At 68.5% G+C, this 15142-nt stretch carries 6 protein-coding genes and 2 pseudogenes; 2 read left to right on the plus strand and 6 right to left on the minus strand.

The features are described from left to right. Positions 1-145: 145 nt before the first annotated feature. The 3 genes and pseudogenes from ACZ3J7_RS36380 to ACZ3J7_RS36390 form a co-directional block, all read right to left on the minus strand. Positions 146-910 (minus strand): annotated as a pseudogene (locus ACZ3J7_RS36380) (protein kinase family protein); the annotation flags it as partial. Then, positions 906-1723, minus strand: a protein-coding gene (locus ACZ3J7_RS36385) for an IS5 family transposase (protein ID WP_465627587.1) whose coding sequence is annotated in 2 segments (ribosomal slippage) — positions 906-1381 and positions 1381-1723 — 819 coding nt in all. Because the reading frame shifts where the segments join, the coding sequence is not laid out codon by codon here. The pseudogene ACZ3J7_RS36380 and the gene ACZ3J7_RS36385, both read right to left, overlap by 5 nt. A gap of 51 nt (positions 1724-1774) precedes the next feature. Beyond that, positions 1775-2530 carry an IS5 family transposase gene (locus ACZ3J7_RS36390; protein ID WP_465627588.1) on the minus strand — a complete coding sequence of 252 codons (756 nt, stop codon included), beginning with the start codon at positions 2528-2530 and terminating at the stop codon, positions 1775-1777. Here ACZ3J7_RS36390 and ACZ3J7_RS36395 point away from each other — a divergent pair. Beyond that, positions 2468-3670, plus strand: coding sequence for an IS110 family RNA-guided transposase (locus ACZ3J7_RS36395; protein WP_465627589.1), 1203 nt, complete (start codon positions 2468-2470; stop codon positions 3668-3670). The genes ACZ3J7_RS36390 and ACZ3J7_RS36395 overlap by 63 nt on opposite strands. A gap of 20 nt (positions 3671-3690) precedes the next feature. On the opposite strand, the pseudogene ACZ3J7_RS36400 reads toward ACZ3J7_RS36395, so the two are convergent. The 3 genes and pseudogenes from ACZ3J7_RS36400 to ACZ3J7_RS36410 all read right to left on the minus strand — a co-directional run. Then, a pseudogene (locus ACZ3J7_RS36400) lies at positions 3691-4038 on the minus strand (transposase); the annotation flags it as partial. 373 nt (positions 4039-4411) lie between these two features. After that, on the minus strand, positions 4412-4948 hold the full coding sequence (locus tag ACZ3J7_RS36405) for a hypothetical protein (RefSeq protein ID WP_465627590.1): 537 nt from the start codon (positions 4946-4948) through the stop codon (positions 4412-4414). A 2-nt stretch (positions 4949-4950) separates the two neighbouring features. Then, positions 4951-12957 carry a ricin-type beta-trefoil lectin domain protein gene (locus ACZ3J7_RS36410; protein WP_465627591.1) on the minus strand — a complete coding sequence of 2669 codons (8007 nt, stop codon included), beginning with the start codon at positions 12955-12957 and terminating at the stop codon, positions 4951-4953. A 1073-nt stretch (positions 12958-14030) separates the two neighbouring features. Between ACZ3J7_RS36410 and ACZ3J7_RS36415 the strand changes: the two genes are divergently transcribed. Next, positions 14031-15047 (plus strand): helix-turn-helix domain-containing protein, encoded by a 1017-nt coding sequence (locus tag ACZ3J7_RS36415; protein ID WP_465627592.1) that lies wholly within the window; start codon positions 14031-14033, stop codon positions 15045-15047. Positions 15048-15142: the final 95 nt, after the last annotated feature.

A 15142-nucleotide genomic window follows, 5' to 3' on the forward strand; every position in this document is an offset into this window, starting at 1 on the left:
GGCGGCACCGCGACGAGGTCCAGGCCCTGCGGCAGGCCCTCGAAGCCCCCCAGAGCGAGAACCTCGAACTACGACGCCGCCTCGGCCCCCGGCACACAACCCGTCCCGCGACGTCCTGACGACGATCTTCTGCCAAAGGCTGGTCTCAATGGGGTGCCGCGACCGCAGGGCTCCAGGCCCGCCCGACCTCGGAGGCCGGAAATGGCGTCCGCTTGCTCTCGGTGAGCAAACGACGGGCGAACTCGCCGAAGATCACGGCAGCTCGGGAGTGCCGGTTGATGATCGAGGCGATCTCGCCCGGGACGCCATCGGGCCGGTGGCCTGCGTCCCACTCGCGCAGGAACGCCTCGTGTTCCATCCCGCCGCGCAGGCCATCGGGCAGGTGATGGCGGAGCAGATGGCTCACGGTGTGGCAGCGGTCATACGCGAGGTGGTCGGAGAGGAACTCCGCTTCAGCCGCTGACAGTTCGAAGCCGGAACTCAGGGCGAGTCCGAAGTCCGCGAAGTACAGCATCTGGCCGTCGGTCAGGACATTGGCGAAGTGGGTGTCGAAGTGGACGAGTCCGTGCGAGCTCATGAAGGCGGTGCCGCGCGTCAGGGCTTGGTCCACCCACGGGTACGGCGAGCTCTTCCTGCCTTCCGACGCGGCGGTCCTGTAGTCGTGCAGCCAGTCACCGAGGGTCTGCGGGAGGTGTTCCAGGAAGAGAACCAGGCTGGACGAGGACCGGCCGATGGCCTCCAGCCGCTCACGCACGGCCGATGACCCCTCCCAGTGCGCGACCGCACCATCGATGCCCCCGAACTCGTCGGCGACCCCTTCGGGAGGGGAGTCGGGCAGGATGCGCCAGTGGTACATCAGCGGAAAGCCCTCGTACTCGTTCCCGAGGCCCCAGTTAGAGCTTGTCCTATGTGGTGAGTTTGGCCAGTCGTTTGTGGCAGGTGATGGTGGCGGCGAGGTCGCAGAAGGCCAGGTAGAGCAGGTGATCGTCCTCGTAGCGGCGGGCGATACGGTGGTAGCCGGTGAGCCAGGCCATCGTTCGCTCGATGACCCACCTGTGTCGGCCGAGCGCCTGGCTGGACTCGATGCCCTTGCGGGCGATCCGGGGCAGGATCTGCTGTCGGCGAAGCCATCTCCGCAGCTCGGGGCTGTCGTAGGCCTTGTCCGCGTGGACCTTGCGGGGACGGTAGTGCAGGCCTCGGTCCGGATCGTGTTTCATTTGGAGGGCCTGGACGAGCGGGATCAGTCCGTGCTGGTCATGGACGTCGCCGGCCGAGATACCGACGATGAGGGGCAGCCCGCTGCGGTCGGACAGGACGTGCACCTTGGAGCCGGGCTTGCCCCGGTCGACGGGGCTCGGACCGGTGTGGGCGCCCCCCTTTTCGCGCGGACATGCACCGAGTCGACGATCACCCTCGACACGTCGAGCACCTCCGCAGCGGCCAGGCGTTCCAGCATCGCCCGCCGTAGCCGGCCCCACAGGCCGTCCCTGGTCCAGAGCATGAAGCGGCGGTGCACCGTGGACTTCGACAGCCCGAAGCACGGCGGCAGGTGCCGCCACGCGCATCCGGTCGTCAGCACGTAGACGATCGCGGCGAACACCGCCTCGTCGTCCAAGTTCGCTGTCCCACCGCCCTGCGGCCACACCCGAGCTGCCGGCAGCAACGGCGCCACCAGATCCCACAAGCCGTCAGGAACGATCCAATCCCACCCACCACTCCCCATAACCAATCCAACGACCCAATCACCACATGGGACACGCTGTTAGAGGTCATCTCATTTGGGGATTCGCCGTAGGCAGATGACTGCTGGGGCGATGCTGGCGAACGCGGCGAAGTGCTCGCCCTTGCGTTCGTAGCGGCGGTGGAGTCGGCGGAAGCCGCTGAGCCAGGCGACGGTGCGCTCGATCACCCATCGGTGTCGACCGAGGCGCTGGGAGGAGTCGACGCCTCGGCAGGCGATGCGCGCCGGGATCTGTCGTCGTCGCAGGTAGGCGCGGATGAAGCGATGATCGTAGGCTTTGTCGCCATGGAGCTTGCCGGGCCTGCGTCGCCTGGGGCCGCGGCGCGATCGGATGGGCGGGATGGCGTCGGCCAGCGGGATCAGCGCCTGGCTGTCGTGGACGTTGGCACCGGATATCGCGAGCGACAGGGGTAAACCGGTGCGCTCGGTGAGCAAGTGGATCTTCGACCCGAACTTGCCCCGATCGACAGGATTCGGACCTGTCAGGTCCCCGTTACCTTCTTCGTGGCCCCGCAATGGGGTTCCCGGCCTCCCGGCCCGGCATGACTGAGATCCCTCGTCGAGCATGATCGAAAAGGTGGTGTCACCGGGCTCGGAGGCGGTGGCAGACCGCTGATGAGGGGCTTGAGCGCCGATCCCGCACCGGGTGAGGCAGGCTCTCCGTAACGTGGATGCCGGCACGCCGATGCCGCAGGGCCGGGGAGAGCGAGACCTGGGGAGGGGCAGTTGACCAGCACCGATGGCATAGACCTCTATCTCGGCCTGGACGTCGGCAAGGGCGAACATCATGCCACCCCGCTCACGCCGGCCGGCAAGAAGGTCTTCGACAAGGCACTGCCCAACAGCGAGCCCAGGCTGCGTGAGCTGTTCACGAAACTGCAGGCCAAGCACGGGACGATGCTGGTGGTGGTCGACCAGCCGGCCACCGTCGGAGCCCTTCCGCTGGCCGTCGGCCGCGACGCCGGCTGTCGCATCGCCTACCTGCCCGGCCTGACCATGCGCCGGATCGCCGACCTCTATCCGGGCGAGGCGAAGACCGACGCCCGCGACGCGCACGTCATCGCGGACGCCGCCCGTGCCATGCAGCACACCCTGCGCGACCTGGCGCCCAGCGACGAGACCGTCGCCGAATTGGAAATGATCGCCGGATTCGACGACGACCTCGCCGACGAGTCGACAAGGATCAAGAACCGGCTGCGCGGCCTGCTCACCCAGATCCACCCGTCGCTCGAGCGCGTCCTGGGCCCACGGCTCGACCACCCGGCCGTCCTCGCCCTGCTCGAACGCCACGGCTCCCCGGCCCAGTTGAGGAAGGCCGGGCGGCGGAGACTGATCACGCTGCTGCGGCCTAAGGCCCCGCAGATGGCCGAGCGCCTGGTCGAAGACATCCTCACCGCCCTGGACGAGCAGAGTGTCGTCGTCCCCGGCACCGAGGCCGCCGCCTTGATCGTCCCCAGCCTCGCCAACTCACTCAGTTCCGTGCTCGACCAGCGCAAACTCCTCGCCGTGAGGATCGAGGAACTGCTGGAGGCCCACCCTCTTTCCCCGGTCCTGACCTCGATGCCCGGCATCGGGATCAGGACCGCCGCCCGAATCCTCATCGACGTCGGCGACGCCCGCGGCTTCCCGACCTCCGGCCACCTGGCCGCCTACGCCGGCCTGGCACCCGTCACCCGCGCCTCCGGCTCCTCCATCCGCGGCGAGCACCCATCCCGACGAGGCAACAAGCAGCTCAAACGGGCCTTCTACCTGGCCGCGTTCGCGTCGCTGTCCCAGCCGGAGTCACGCGCCTACTACGACCGGAAACGACGCGAAGGCAAGCACCACGTCGCCGCCCTCGTCGCACTCGCCCGACGCCGCATCGATGTGCTCTTCGCCATGCTCAGAGATGGCACCCTCTACCAACCCCCGGCCGCCACCGCCGCTTGACGAAAGCCATAGGGGCACCTTTTCAGGGCCCGCATGTTCACGGAGTCAACCGCGCAGCGGGACCAGTCCAGTTCGCCCCTCGCGCCAAGTTCGTCCAGGACGACCCGGTGGAGCTTGACCCACACCCTGGCCTTGCTCCACTCGGCGAACCGCCGATGGGCAGTCGGCCCGGATGGACCGAAGCAAGGCGGCAGTTGAGCCCACGTGCATCCGGAGGTCGCCACGAAGACGATCGCCGCCAACACCTCGCGTTCCCCGTAGCGGCGCCGGCCACCGCCCTGTGGCCGGGTCGGCGCCGTCGGCACCACCAACTGGAACAGTTCCCACAACTCGTCCGGTACGAGACGCTCCACGATCAGCACGCCCAGAGTCTAGCCATCCAAATGAGATGACCTCTAACTCTGAGGATCATGTTGAACGAGTTTTGCCGCAAAACAAGTAAGACACAGAACAGCCCGCCGACAAGTTCGGCTGGCTGCCACAGGGGGGTTCAAACCAGACACGGAAAATTAATTTAACAGCCACTCCTGACGTCAGAATTTTCCCTTCAGTGCGGCATAAACCATCTATTCATGAGAGCATGAAATACTATTCAATACGTCGCGGATAATCGGTTCCAGAAACGGCGCAGCAGTGACCTCGCAGCTGTCGAAACACCACGGTTTAATCCGGTCACATAAAGGAAATCGAGGGTGGGCGGAACAGAGTCCACCCACTCTCGTTTATGCGTTGCAGGCTACTTCACCATGCAAGATCAAAGACATCACTGAACAGAACCCTGAAAAGAGGCCCCCCTTCCATTGGGCCGCCCGGCCACGACTGAAAATCTACCGGGATTTTTGATTGCTCTCCAGACAGGAGGGTGAAGCCTTTCTGAAGAATTAGATCAGCAATCACCGATTCCTCTTCGTTGAAGCCACTGGTGATCGGACTCAAAACGACCCGCGATGTCCACCAGTGGGCCCTCGGCGCCCGAAAGAGCATTGCATATGGACCCACCATGGATAGCAGGAGATGCCAGTTTCCATCCGCAGAATCTACCTTGTAGTAAAAGCAGACATCGTCGTTCAGGTTGGTCTGGTCCCCAACGCGCGCAAAGCTCGCCAACTCACCCACGAGTGCCTTGTGCGGTTGACGCTCGAAGCAACGGGAGGCGAAGACGAAGTTCGGCTCTTCGAGTGAACCGTACGCTCGGATAGCGTCAGCCACTGCAGCAGAGAGAAGGTCAGCATCTTCCACGCCCACCACACTCCATTCTTTACCCGTATCACGCGGCATACTTAAAACCATGGAGTTCCGTGGATCTCCATCTTACCGGTGCGCTTGTTTCGCTTTCCTGTTACTCGAACCTTACTCTGCGGGCCACCGCCCTTGGATGCCGGGGCCCTGCCGATGGGCCGCCGAACATTAAGCACCCTCTCCCCGCCTGACCTGCCAGTCTTCTTGCCGAAAACCCACGCAATCCTGGTAAGTCGGGTAGCGTTCTTTTCACTAACGGTCCAGTAGGAAGTGTCCTTACCCCCCTTGATTCGGTTGAGATAATTCTTACTGTTCAGAATGTGGTTCTTCTGCTGCTGAAAATTGATGCCAGGCCGGAACTTGCTATTGAAGGCGACCTTCATCTTCGTCAAGGGCTTTGCTGCCCTAGACGCCCTTACTGCCTTGACCGCAAGCGTGGCACCCTTGACAACTGCCGTAGCACCTACCGCCGCTGTTACCACAGACACAGCCATCTCGGCTGCCTTGGCCCAGTTGCCAGTGGCTGCGTAGGAGACCGAGGAGACGGCGGCGGCGATGCCGCCGATGGGGCCGGGGATGTAGGAGGCGACTTCGGCGACCTTGGCGACGACCTGGACCGTTTTCTTCAGCCACTTGGGCATGCCCCAGTTGCCGTCGAGGTCGGTGCAGTTGATCGGGTCGCCGGTGCAGTAGTCGTAGGGGCTGGCGTTGCCGCCGGGGACGGGGTCGGTCTGCAGGAAGCGGCCGAGGGCGGGGCTGTAGAGGCGGGCGCCCATCAGGATGTCGCCGTCGAGGGCCTCGGCGGAGCGTTGCTTGCCGCCGAGCCAGCCGTAGCGGACGCCGGTCTGGCCGTCCTGGGGGATGCCGAACTCGTCGAAGTCCAGCACCTTGGGGGCGGTCAGCGCGGTGTCGGTTGTGACTACGACGCTGCCGAACAGGTTGGTGAGCTGGAGTTGGACGTCGCCGGTCTTGCTGGTGGTGGCGACCAAGTCGGTGTCGGGGCCGGAGACGTTGCGGGTCAAGGTGCCCTGGGTGGTGTCCTCGATGGTCCAGCGGACCTCGTCGCCGTCGTCGCCGTAGTGGTTGAGCTTGCTGGTGGCGTTGGCCCAGGAGCCGTCGGCCTGCTTCTTCTCGGTGGTGAAGGCGGTGAAGCGGTGGGCCGGGTCGAGCTGCCAGGTCTGCCTGTCGTCGCCCTTCTGCTGGGAGGCGGCCTTGTCGTTGGCCCAGTAGGTGTTGGTGGAGCCGGTGCCGGTGGTCACCGTGCGGCCGAAGGCGTCGTAGGTGAAGCCCGGGTCGGTGAGGCGGTCGGCGCTGTCGTAGGTGTGGGTCTCGGTGACGGGGTTGGCGGTGGCGCAGCCGCCGTTCGCGGTGGACGGGGAGGTGGACTTGGCGAGGCGGTTGGAGTGCGCGTCGAAGGTGTACTGACGCGTCACACAGCCGGCGGCGACGGTGCTCTGCTGCGCCTTGGTGAGGCGGCCGAGGCGGTCGTAGGTGTAGGAGCGGGTCGCGGTGGACGAGGTGTCGGTGGCGACGACGCCCTGGGTGGAGACGTCGCTCGACTGCGCCCAGACGGTCGCGCCGTCCGAGGTGCGGGTGTAGGTGCGGCCGGTGGCCTCGCCCACCGCGTTGAAGGTGTCCTTGCGGACGATCCCGCCGGGGTAGGTCTGCTCGACCAGTTGCCCGTCGGGGCCGTACTTGGCGGTGAACTCGCCCGCGACGCTGTCGGTGACGGAGGTGACCAGGCCGCGGGGTTCCTTGGCGCGGTCGTAGGTGTAGGTGGTGGAGCCGGTCGGGTCGGTGACCTTGGTCGGCTTGCCGTACTTGTCGAACTCGGTGGTGGTGGTGCCGCCGTCGGCGTCCGTGTAGGAGATGAGCCGGCCGAGGGCGTCGATGACGCGGGTCAGCGACTTGCCGCCGGCGGTGGTCTTGACGATGTCGCCGCTGGCCGGGTCGTACTCGGTGGTGACCTGCGGGAGGGCTTGGCCCTGGTCGGAGGTGATCTGGGCCGAGACGATCCGGTCCGCGCCGTCGTAGACCGTCACCGACGTGCGGGACTTGCCCGCATTGGTCTCGGTGACCTCTTCGGCCTCGCCGAAGCGGGAGTAGCGGGTGACCCGCTTGACGGGAAGGGTGGTCGGCATCCGCGCGGCGTCGGCGCCGGTGATCGCACCTGCGGGGCCGGTGGTGCACGGGCTGCCCGCCCACTCGGGACGGTTGCCGCAGGCGGCGTCGTCCGCATTGGCGCCAGCCGTGTAGAACACGGTCCTCACCGTGGAGGCGTCGGTGCCCGTGGAGCCCGGCTTGCGGGACTCCAGCGCGCGCCCGGAGGCGTCGAACTTGACGGTGGCGGTCAGGTTGGCGCCGCCGGGAGCGGCGTCCGTGGTGACGGACGTCGCGGTCTTCAGCGTCCAGCCCGGGGTGCCGCCGATCGGCGCGCCGTAGCCGTTCTTGGTGACCCGCTGCTCGGCGTCCTGCGCGTAGCCGTCGATGCGGGCACCGTCGGTGGCGGTGGTGACCAGGTGGTAGGCCTGACCGTCGGGCTTGCCCTCGTCGTAGGTGTTGGTGTTGTGGTCGCGGGCCAGCACGGGGGTGCCGGCGGCCAGCGACGGGTTGACGGTGGTCTTGGTCAGGGTGAGAGTGTCGATGCCCGCCTGGTAGTAGGGCGAGGTGGCGGACGGGTTGGTGCCGGTGACGACCAGGTCGAGCTGGTGGTCGCCGCGGGCCAGCTGCACGGGCGCGCCGGCCGACCAGGGCGAGGTGGTGACGCCGTTGTTGTAGCCGTCGAAGCTGCCGGTGACGTCGGTGCCGTCCAGGACGAACTTGACGGTGCCGTAGTCGACGGCCCGGGTCATCCTCGCGGAGAGGAGGTACTTGCCCTCCTCCGGGACGGTGACCCGGAACGAGGCGCTGTCGCCGGCCTTCGTGCCGACCAGCATCACCTGCGCGTTGCCGGACCAGCCGCCGCCCGCCACCCAGGCGGCGTCGCCGTTCTGGGTGATGACCTGCGCGGTGGTGCCCAGGCGCGGCATCGCCTCGCCCTCGACCGTCACGGTCGCCGGGGTGGTGGCGCCGGCCACGTCCTCGGCGAGGGTGGCGCGGTAGAGCGGGCCGAGGGTCTCCAGCACGTCGAGGCCGTCGGCGCTGTAGGTGGTGCGGGAGTCGAGCAGCCGGGCCCGGTCCGTGGACGCGGCGGGCAGGCCGAGTTCGGCGGCGAACCGCGCGGTGTCCGGGTGGGTGCCCAGCGCGATCGAGCGGTTGGTGGCATCCAGGGTGCGCACGACGTTGCCGTAGCGGTCGTACTCGCTGGTGTCGATGTCGCCCTTGTCGGTCACCGACGGGGTGGCGGTGTTGACCTCGTTGCCGGAGGCGTTGAGGTAGTGCACCACGGCGGGCTTGTAGCCGTCCTTGCCGGGGGCGGTGGCGGTCGCGGTGTGGGTGCCGGGCTCGTCCTCCGGTCCGAACACCGCGGTGGCGTCGGTGGGGGCGTCGGTCTGGGCCCACTGCGCGACATCCGCGCCGGACAGGTCGTACGGGCCGCCCGCGCCGCGGGTCAGCGGCACATTGTAGACCACCTTGGTGGCAATCTCGCCGTTCACCTGGCTCTTCGAGCCCGCGGCGAGGGTGCCCCGGCGGACCTTCAGCAGCCGCCCGGCGTCCGGGTCGCCGGCCGCGGCGCCGTAGTCGAAGTCCCACGGCAGCTCGCCCGCGGGGGCGATCCGGGTGACCCGGCCCGCCGCGTCGTAGCTGTAGGCGGTCTTCAGCGGCTGGGCCAGGCGCGGGTCCCAGACCTGCACCAGCCGGCCCTGCTCGTCGTACAGGTAGCGGGTGACCTCAACGGCCTCCTGCTTGGAGGTGGCCGGGTTCCACGACCAGGACTTCACCGCGCGGATCCGGTCGGTGAAGTCACCCGGGGTCCCGGCGGCCGCCGTGGTGGTGGTCGCGTACTCGTAGTCCATCGCGTCGCAGCCGCGCGGCAGCGGGTCCACGGTGCACTTGTTGGCGTCGTCCACACCCGGCTCGACGGCGGGTACCGCGCGCTTGGGCAGCACCCGGCCGTCGGTGACGTCGTAGACGTAGCGGGTGGTGGAGGCTGCCTCCGGGCCGCTCTCGCTGCGGACCTGGAACTGGTCGGTGCCGGAGCCGCGGGCGAAGACGGTGGTGGAGCCGTCCAGGTCGGTCAGGGTGTAGGTGGTGCCGGTGTTGGCCGGGTTCCACTTCTGGTTGAGACCGCCGTGGCACCAGTGCTGGGTGACCTGGGTGCCCTGTCCGCCGGAATCCGGGGCGTCCAGGCACTTGCCGGAGTTGGCGTTCATCAGGCTGCCGTCCGGGCGCAGCTCCCATTTCTGGGCGCCGGTGCCGTTGCAGTCCCACAGTTGGAGCTTGACGTAGTCCGCGGTGGAGGAGTTCGGCACGTCCAGGCACTTGCCGAGGGCCTGGAGCGAGCCGTTGTCGGCCAGCGTCCACTGCTGGGCGGTGGACGGGTTGCAGTCCCAGGTCTGGACGGCGGTGCCGTTGGCGGTGTTCGAGTTGTTGACGTCCAGGCAGCGCCCGGTGGTCGGGGTGGTGATCGGGCCGGACGCGCCGGGCTGGGCGGTCAGGGTGAGCGACTCGGCGCCGGGCTCGGGGAAGAACGTCCCGCCGGTGCCCTTGGCGAAGGTCAGCGAGGAGTCGTCGTTGAGCTTGATCTCCGCGAGGTCGGACTCCGGGAAGGACAGCGAGCGGTAGTCGGAGCCGGTGCCCGCGTCGGGGCCGCCGGACCACTGCGGGCCGAACGGCGCGACGATCTCCTTCAGCGACAGGTCGTCGAAGAAGACCTCCTTGCCGGAGGCGGAGAAGCCGTTGTAGAGGCGGAAGAACGCCTCGGTGGCGCCTTGCGGGACGGCCAGGTCGACGGTCAGCTGCTGCCAGCCGTCGGTGAAGGACGCCTTGTTGGAGGTGGTCTGGGCGTAGCCCGCCGAGGTGTGGACGAAGCCGGCCAGCCGCAGGCCGCGGTCGGTGTAGTCGGGGCTGAGGCCGGTGGCGGCCGGGACGTAGATCCAGCCGGTCAGCCGGTAGGTCTTGCCCGGTTTCATGCCCATCGCCAGGGCGTTGTCGGCGCCGAGGGCGGCGTACGAGTCGGTGCCGGTGGGCACGATTCGCAGCGAGTCGGTCGAGTTGTCGTGGCCGCGTGCGGTGGAGCGCTCGACGGTGTTCTGGCCGGTGACGAACCCGGTGGTGTCGTAGGTGACCTGGCGCTGGTTGGGCGTCAGGCGCTCGCCCTGCGGCTGCCAGCCGCGTGCGAGGTCGCGCGAGGACGAGGAGCGGGCCACCGAGGAGCCGGCCTCGTCGGCGTCGGTCACGCCGACCGAGTAGTCGCCGGTCAGCAGGTTGACCGAGCCGGCCCCGATCTCCGCGCCCGCCGCGCCGTCGGCGTTGCGGTCGACGGTGATGGTGTTCCAGGCGGTGGCGTAGCCGCTGCCGGAGCCGTCCTGCGGGAACAGCAGGGCGCGGATCTGCACCACGCCGCCGACGTTGCCGAGGGTGTCGACGACCGTCCAGTTGGCGTGCGGGCCGAGGTCGGCGAGCAGCGGCTTGGGGTCGGTGACGGGGGTGTTGTCGGCCTTGGTGAGGTTGGCCGTCGGCACGTCGTACTCGGTGGCGCCCGGGCCGCGCCGGTACTGGTAGACCACACGCTTGTACTGGGTCTGCGCGTCGACCTGCAGCTTCACCCGTTTGGCGGACTGGCTGCCGTCCACCGGCGAGGCCAGGCCGGCCTGGCCGACCGAGAAGGTGTACGAGGTCGGGTCGGACAGGTTGCCCGCCCGGTCCTTGGACTGCACCTTCAGCGTGTGGTGCCCGTCTGCGGCCGGGGTGATGCTGGCGTTGGCGGTGCCGGTCGCGTCGACGGTCACCGCGGCGGCGCCGTCGAGGCTGTACACGAAGGCGCTCTGGTCGGTGACGCCGCTCGCCGGGGTGAAGGTGAAGGCGCCCGCCTGGCCGGCCGCGCCGTGCCACAGCCCGTCGGACGGGTAGGTGGCGGAGGCGACCAGCGGGGCGCCGGGTTTGGCGGTGTCCGCGATGACGGTGACGCTGGGCGTCCAGCCGGAGTTGGCCTGGCCGTCCCACAGCCGCGCGCCGATCGAGTAGGACACTCCTTCGTCGAGCCGGCTGAGCCCGAAGTCGGACGGGCGGGCCGACAGGTAACTTCCGTTCGGGCCTTCCTTGTAGAAGCGGTTGACGAAGGCGCCGTCCCGGTAGAGGTCGAAGTCCGCGCCGACCGTGCCGCCGTCCGGGTCGCTGGCCAGGACCTGGAAGACCGGGTTCGCGGAGGAGGTGTAGCGCGGGTTGCCCTGCTGCGAGGGCAGGACCTCGACCGTGGGCGGGGTCGGCGGGACCGAGTTGTAGGTGATCGACAGGAACGGGGAGTGCGCGCCCTCGGAGGACTCGAACTTCTTCCACCCGTACGAGTCGCTCTCGTTCGCGGCCTTCAGGCCGAGGGCGTAGGTGCCCACGCCCATACCGGCCCAGTCCCGGACCAGGTTGGTGACGTCCGCGCCGACCCAGTAGGTGCCGCCGTTGCCGTAGCAGTCGTAGCTGTCACCGTCGCCGGCGATGTCGCGGGTCTCGTCCGAGACCGCGTAGCGGGAGATCAGCCCGGGCTGGTTGCTCCAACGACTGCCGGTCGAGGCGTACTGGGCCGACCAGACCTCCCACTGCTTCGCGGTGCACGAGTAGGAGTGGAAGTTGGCCAGGTACAGCTTGGCGCTCTTGATCTGCTTCCCGTTGAAGTCCCCGCCGGGGAAGTGCAGGAACGAACGCGCCTTGACCGCACCGCCGTTGTACGTGCCGATCTTCAGCTCGGTAGCCGAGGACTGGTCGGAGGTGGTGTCGCTCTGCACGAAGGTGTCGAAGTTGGTGCCGACGTCGACCACCGGGTCCACGGTGACCGGGAACGCGGTCGCCGGGTCGGCCAGGAACGCGGCGTCCGGGGTGAACACCAGCTCGGCGTCCGCGCCCTCGCCCTTCAGCTCCATCGACACCGCGCCGCGGTGCAGGTGCTCGCCGGACTTCTCGTCCACCGAGGCGTCCCACATCACCGGGGCCGGGATCCGGACGGTCGGCTTGGCGCCCGCCGGGTCGGTGAGGTGGATCGAGCCGTCCTCCTGGGGCTCCACCCGGTAGCCGGTGGTGTCCAGCGGCAGGGTGAGCGTGCCGGCCTGCGAGACAGCGCCCCTGTTCTTGACGACCAGGTACTGCTCGAAGCCGGTTCGGGTCGCCTCCAGCACCAGGTCCACGCCCGGACGGGCGTCGGTGTAGGTGGCGGTCGAACCCGACAGCTTCGGCTTGGGCAGCCGGCCCAGCCAGCCCAGCTCGACCCGGCCCCCGCCGGAGCCGAGCTTCACCAACTCCCGCTCCGCCGGGGCCGCGTCGGCGGCGGTCAGCGTCGGGCGCTCCAGTGCGCGCGACGCGTGCCCGGAGGAGGACGCGGAGGCTGAGGTGGCAGCGGAGGCGGAAGGCGAAGCAGCGGCGGACGCGGACGCAGAGGTCGATGCGGACGCCGACGCGGACGCGGATGCGGAAGGTGCGGCAGCGGCAGGAGGTGCTGCGGACGCGGACGGCGCGGCCGGCGGCGTGGTGCCCGGCAGGGCGTCGCCGACCTTCACCGAGGCGTCACCGCCGGAGAAGACCAGGCCCTCCGGGTGTGCCTTCGGGGCGACGGAGCCGTCGCCGGTCTCCACCAGGGTGGTGTCGACCGGCACCCAGGCGTCGCCGACCCGCATCCGGACCGGGCCGGCCGAGAGCTCCTGGGTGAGGCCGCCATTCGGCTCGGCCCACAGCGTGGTGGTCTCGGTGCGAGCGCCGGTGACCTCGATCCGGCGGTTGTTCAGCCGCGCCGCCAGCAGCGCGGAGGACTGGTCGGGCGCCTCCGTGACCTGGGAGGCCGTCTGCTGCGCGGACGGTTTGGCGTCGGCGGCCGCCGCGGAGGCGGAGAGGGCGTCCAGCGCCACTCCCGTCTCCACCAGCAGGCCGAGGGCGGCGAGGACGGCTATCCGTCGCGTCCTTCGCATGGTGAAAGCCCCACCCGCGAACGCGGATGAGGCCTGAGAATTCCGTGGCAAAACCACTCCCAAGATCGGTTTCCCAGCCGGATCCAGCGCCGACCGGAAGGTGAATGTCCCACAAAGCAATGACCAAGAGGCCTTGAAGTAACAGGCCCTCCAAAGGGTCACAGCGAGGGGCATCCGACACAAGGGGGATACATTCTGACAATCAAGCCGATCCGGCGGTTTAAGGAAATATTCGACATAATGATCGCGCGGTAGCTTAAGGTCGGAAATCCCTCCGCGCGCCCGGCGGCGAGGCGATTCGGCATCGATCGGCCGCGTGCCGCAGCGGGCGGCTCCCCATCGCGGCTCCTGGACGGGAAGGGCTGTCCCGCGGGCCGGAACTTACGACTCGCGCGCCGGACTGGCGCAGCTGGCGGCCGGGCCCGCCGACGGCGGCGAGGGCCGCGGGAGAGCGGCTGCGGCCGGCCGCCTGCCACAGCCGCAAGGGCGCCGAACGCGGCGGTGAGGCCGGAATAATCTGGACGCGCTGCCAAGAGATGTGGACCCTGTGCCAACTCGCAGCCGGCCAAAGACGGGCCGGCGCGGACCGAGTGTCAGGCAGGGGACTGGTTCCGACTGATTCCAGACACCGAGGAAATACCAAGAAGATTCAGGGCGGCACGCGAAATTCCCTGAGCCCAATTCCCATCCTGTGCAGAAAGGGCGGCCGCCGCGACATCTACGTCCTTGATGGGGCGGATCGCGTGCAATTGCCGCCCTGTTGTGGCAGTGGGCATACTCGACACGGCCCCGCACGCGGTGGGAAGGTCGTACCGGACCTGGACTCATACGAGCAGGCTCGACAGCCGGCGCACTGAACGAACGGCGGGGCAAAGGACCGCCTGCGTACGCGGCCTTGGGCCGGTTGACGGGGGCGGTGACACGCGGGCGGAGCCGGCCTTGGATGATCATGCTGGCCCGTTCGCGCGGACGGCGCGCCTGACGGCAAAGCCGCCCTCCCGCAGGGCCGTGCCGGTCGTCGACGGGGCCAACCGGAACGCGAGACGAACAGGTTACTCGGGAAGGGGATGCCGATGGAGTGGACGGACGGGGCATGGGAGGCGGGACCCTCGGGGCCGGAGGGCTTCGAGTTCTGGCGCGACGCGATGGGACGGACCAGGGCCGCGGAACTGACCAGCGGTCACGTCGAGACGTTCACCGCGCGGATGAGGCAGCTCGAGCTGGGACCGGTGTCGCTCCTGGAGACGTCCTTCCCCTCGATCCGGGCCAGGCGTACCGAGAAGATGATCAGGCGGTCCGACGAGGAGATGGTCCACCTGACGTTTCTGACCTCGGGCCACGGACTGTCCACCGCCTCTCGCACTGGCCGCCTCGATTTGATCGAGGCTGGTGATATCAACCTGGTGCACAGCTCCTACGCGTACGACACGCGGTTCTTCGGCTCCCAGGGAGGGGGCCCGGCGCGTTCCCGGGTAGAGGGCCTCGGCCTCGACCTACCCGCGTCCCTGCTGCCCGTCCCCGCACACAAGATGCGCCACCTGTTCGGACGGAAGCTGTCCGGCCGGGCAGCCACCGGCGCGCTGCTGACGGAGTTCATCCGCAGTATCGGCCGACAGGCCCACACACTGCAGCCCGCCGAAACGTCCCGTCTGGGAACAGTGGTGGTCGACCTGCTGTCGACCTGGCTCGCCAGTGAACTCGACACCAGCACCGCGCAGTCCCCGGAATCACGGCAGCGCGCGCTGATGGAGAGCGTGAAGGCATTCGTCCGGCACAACCTGCACGATCCCGGCCTCGCTCCGCCCGTGATCGCCGCCGCCCACCACGTCTCCCTCAGCAGCCTGCACCGCCTGTTCACCGAACACATGCGTGGCGAGACCCTCGCCGCGTTCATCCGCCGCCAGCGCCTGACCAAGGCCCACCGCGACCTCGCCGACCCCGCCCTACGGCACCTACCCGTCCAGGCCATCGCCGCCAGCTGCGGCATCCCCCGCGCCCCCGAATTCAGCCGCGCCTTCAAAACCGCCCACGGCCTCTCCCCCACCCAACACCGCGCCCAGGCACTGCCAGACCAACCCACCACCCCGTAACTAGTAGTGCTTTGTTAGGTGGTGCGTGGGCTCTGGTCCCGGGTGGGTTTCGGCTGTTCTCTGGAGGTATGACTCCGGATGAACTGGGCTCGTTA

It is taken from the genome of Kitasatospora sp. NPDC015121 (assembly GCF_055562955.1).

Bases quoted from the DNA above. Each gene is read 5' to 3' on its own strand.
- ACZ3J7_RS36415 (WP_465627592.1), top strand. From the start codon at position 14,031: ATGGAGTGGACGGACGGGGCATGGGAGGCGGGACCCTCGGGGCCGGAG.
- ACZ3J7_RS36405 (WP_465627590.1), bottom strand. From the start codon at position 4,948: ATGCCGCGTGATACGGGTAAAGAATGGAGTGTGGTGGGCGTGGAAGAT.
- ACZ3J7_RS36390 (WP_465627588.1), bottom strand. From the start codon at position 2,530: ATGATGTTCGCCCTTGCCGACGTCCAGGCCGAGATAGAGGTCTATGCC.
- ACZ3J7_RS36410 (WP_465627591.1), bottom strand. From the start codon at position 12,957: ATGCGAAGGACGCGACGGATAGCCGTCCTCGCCGCCCTCGGCCTGCTG.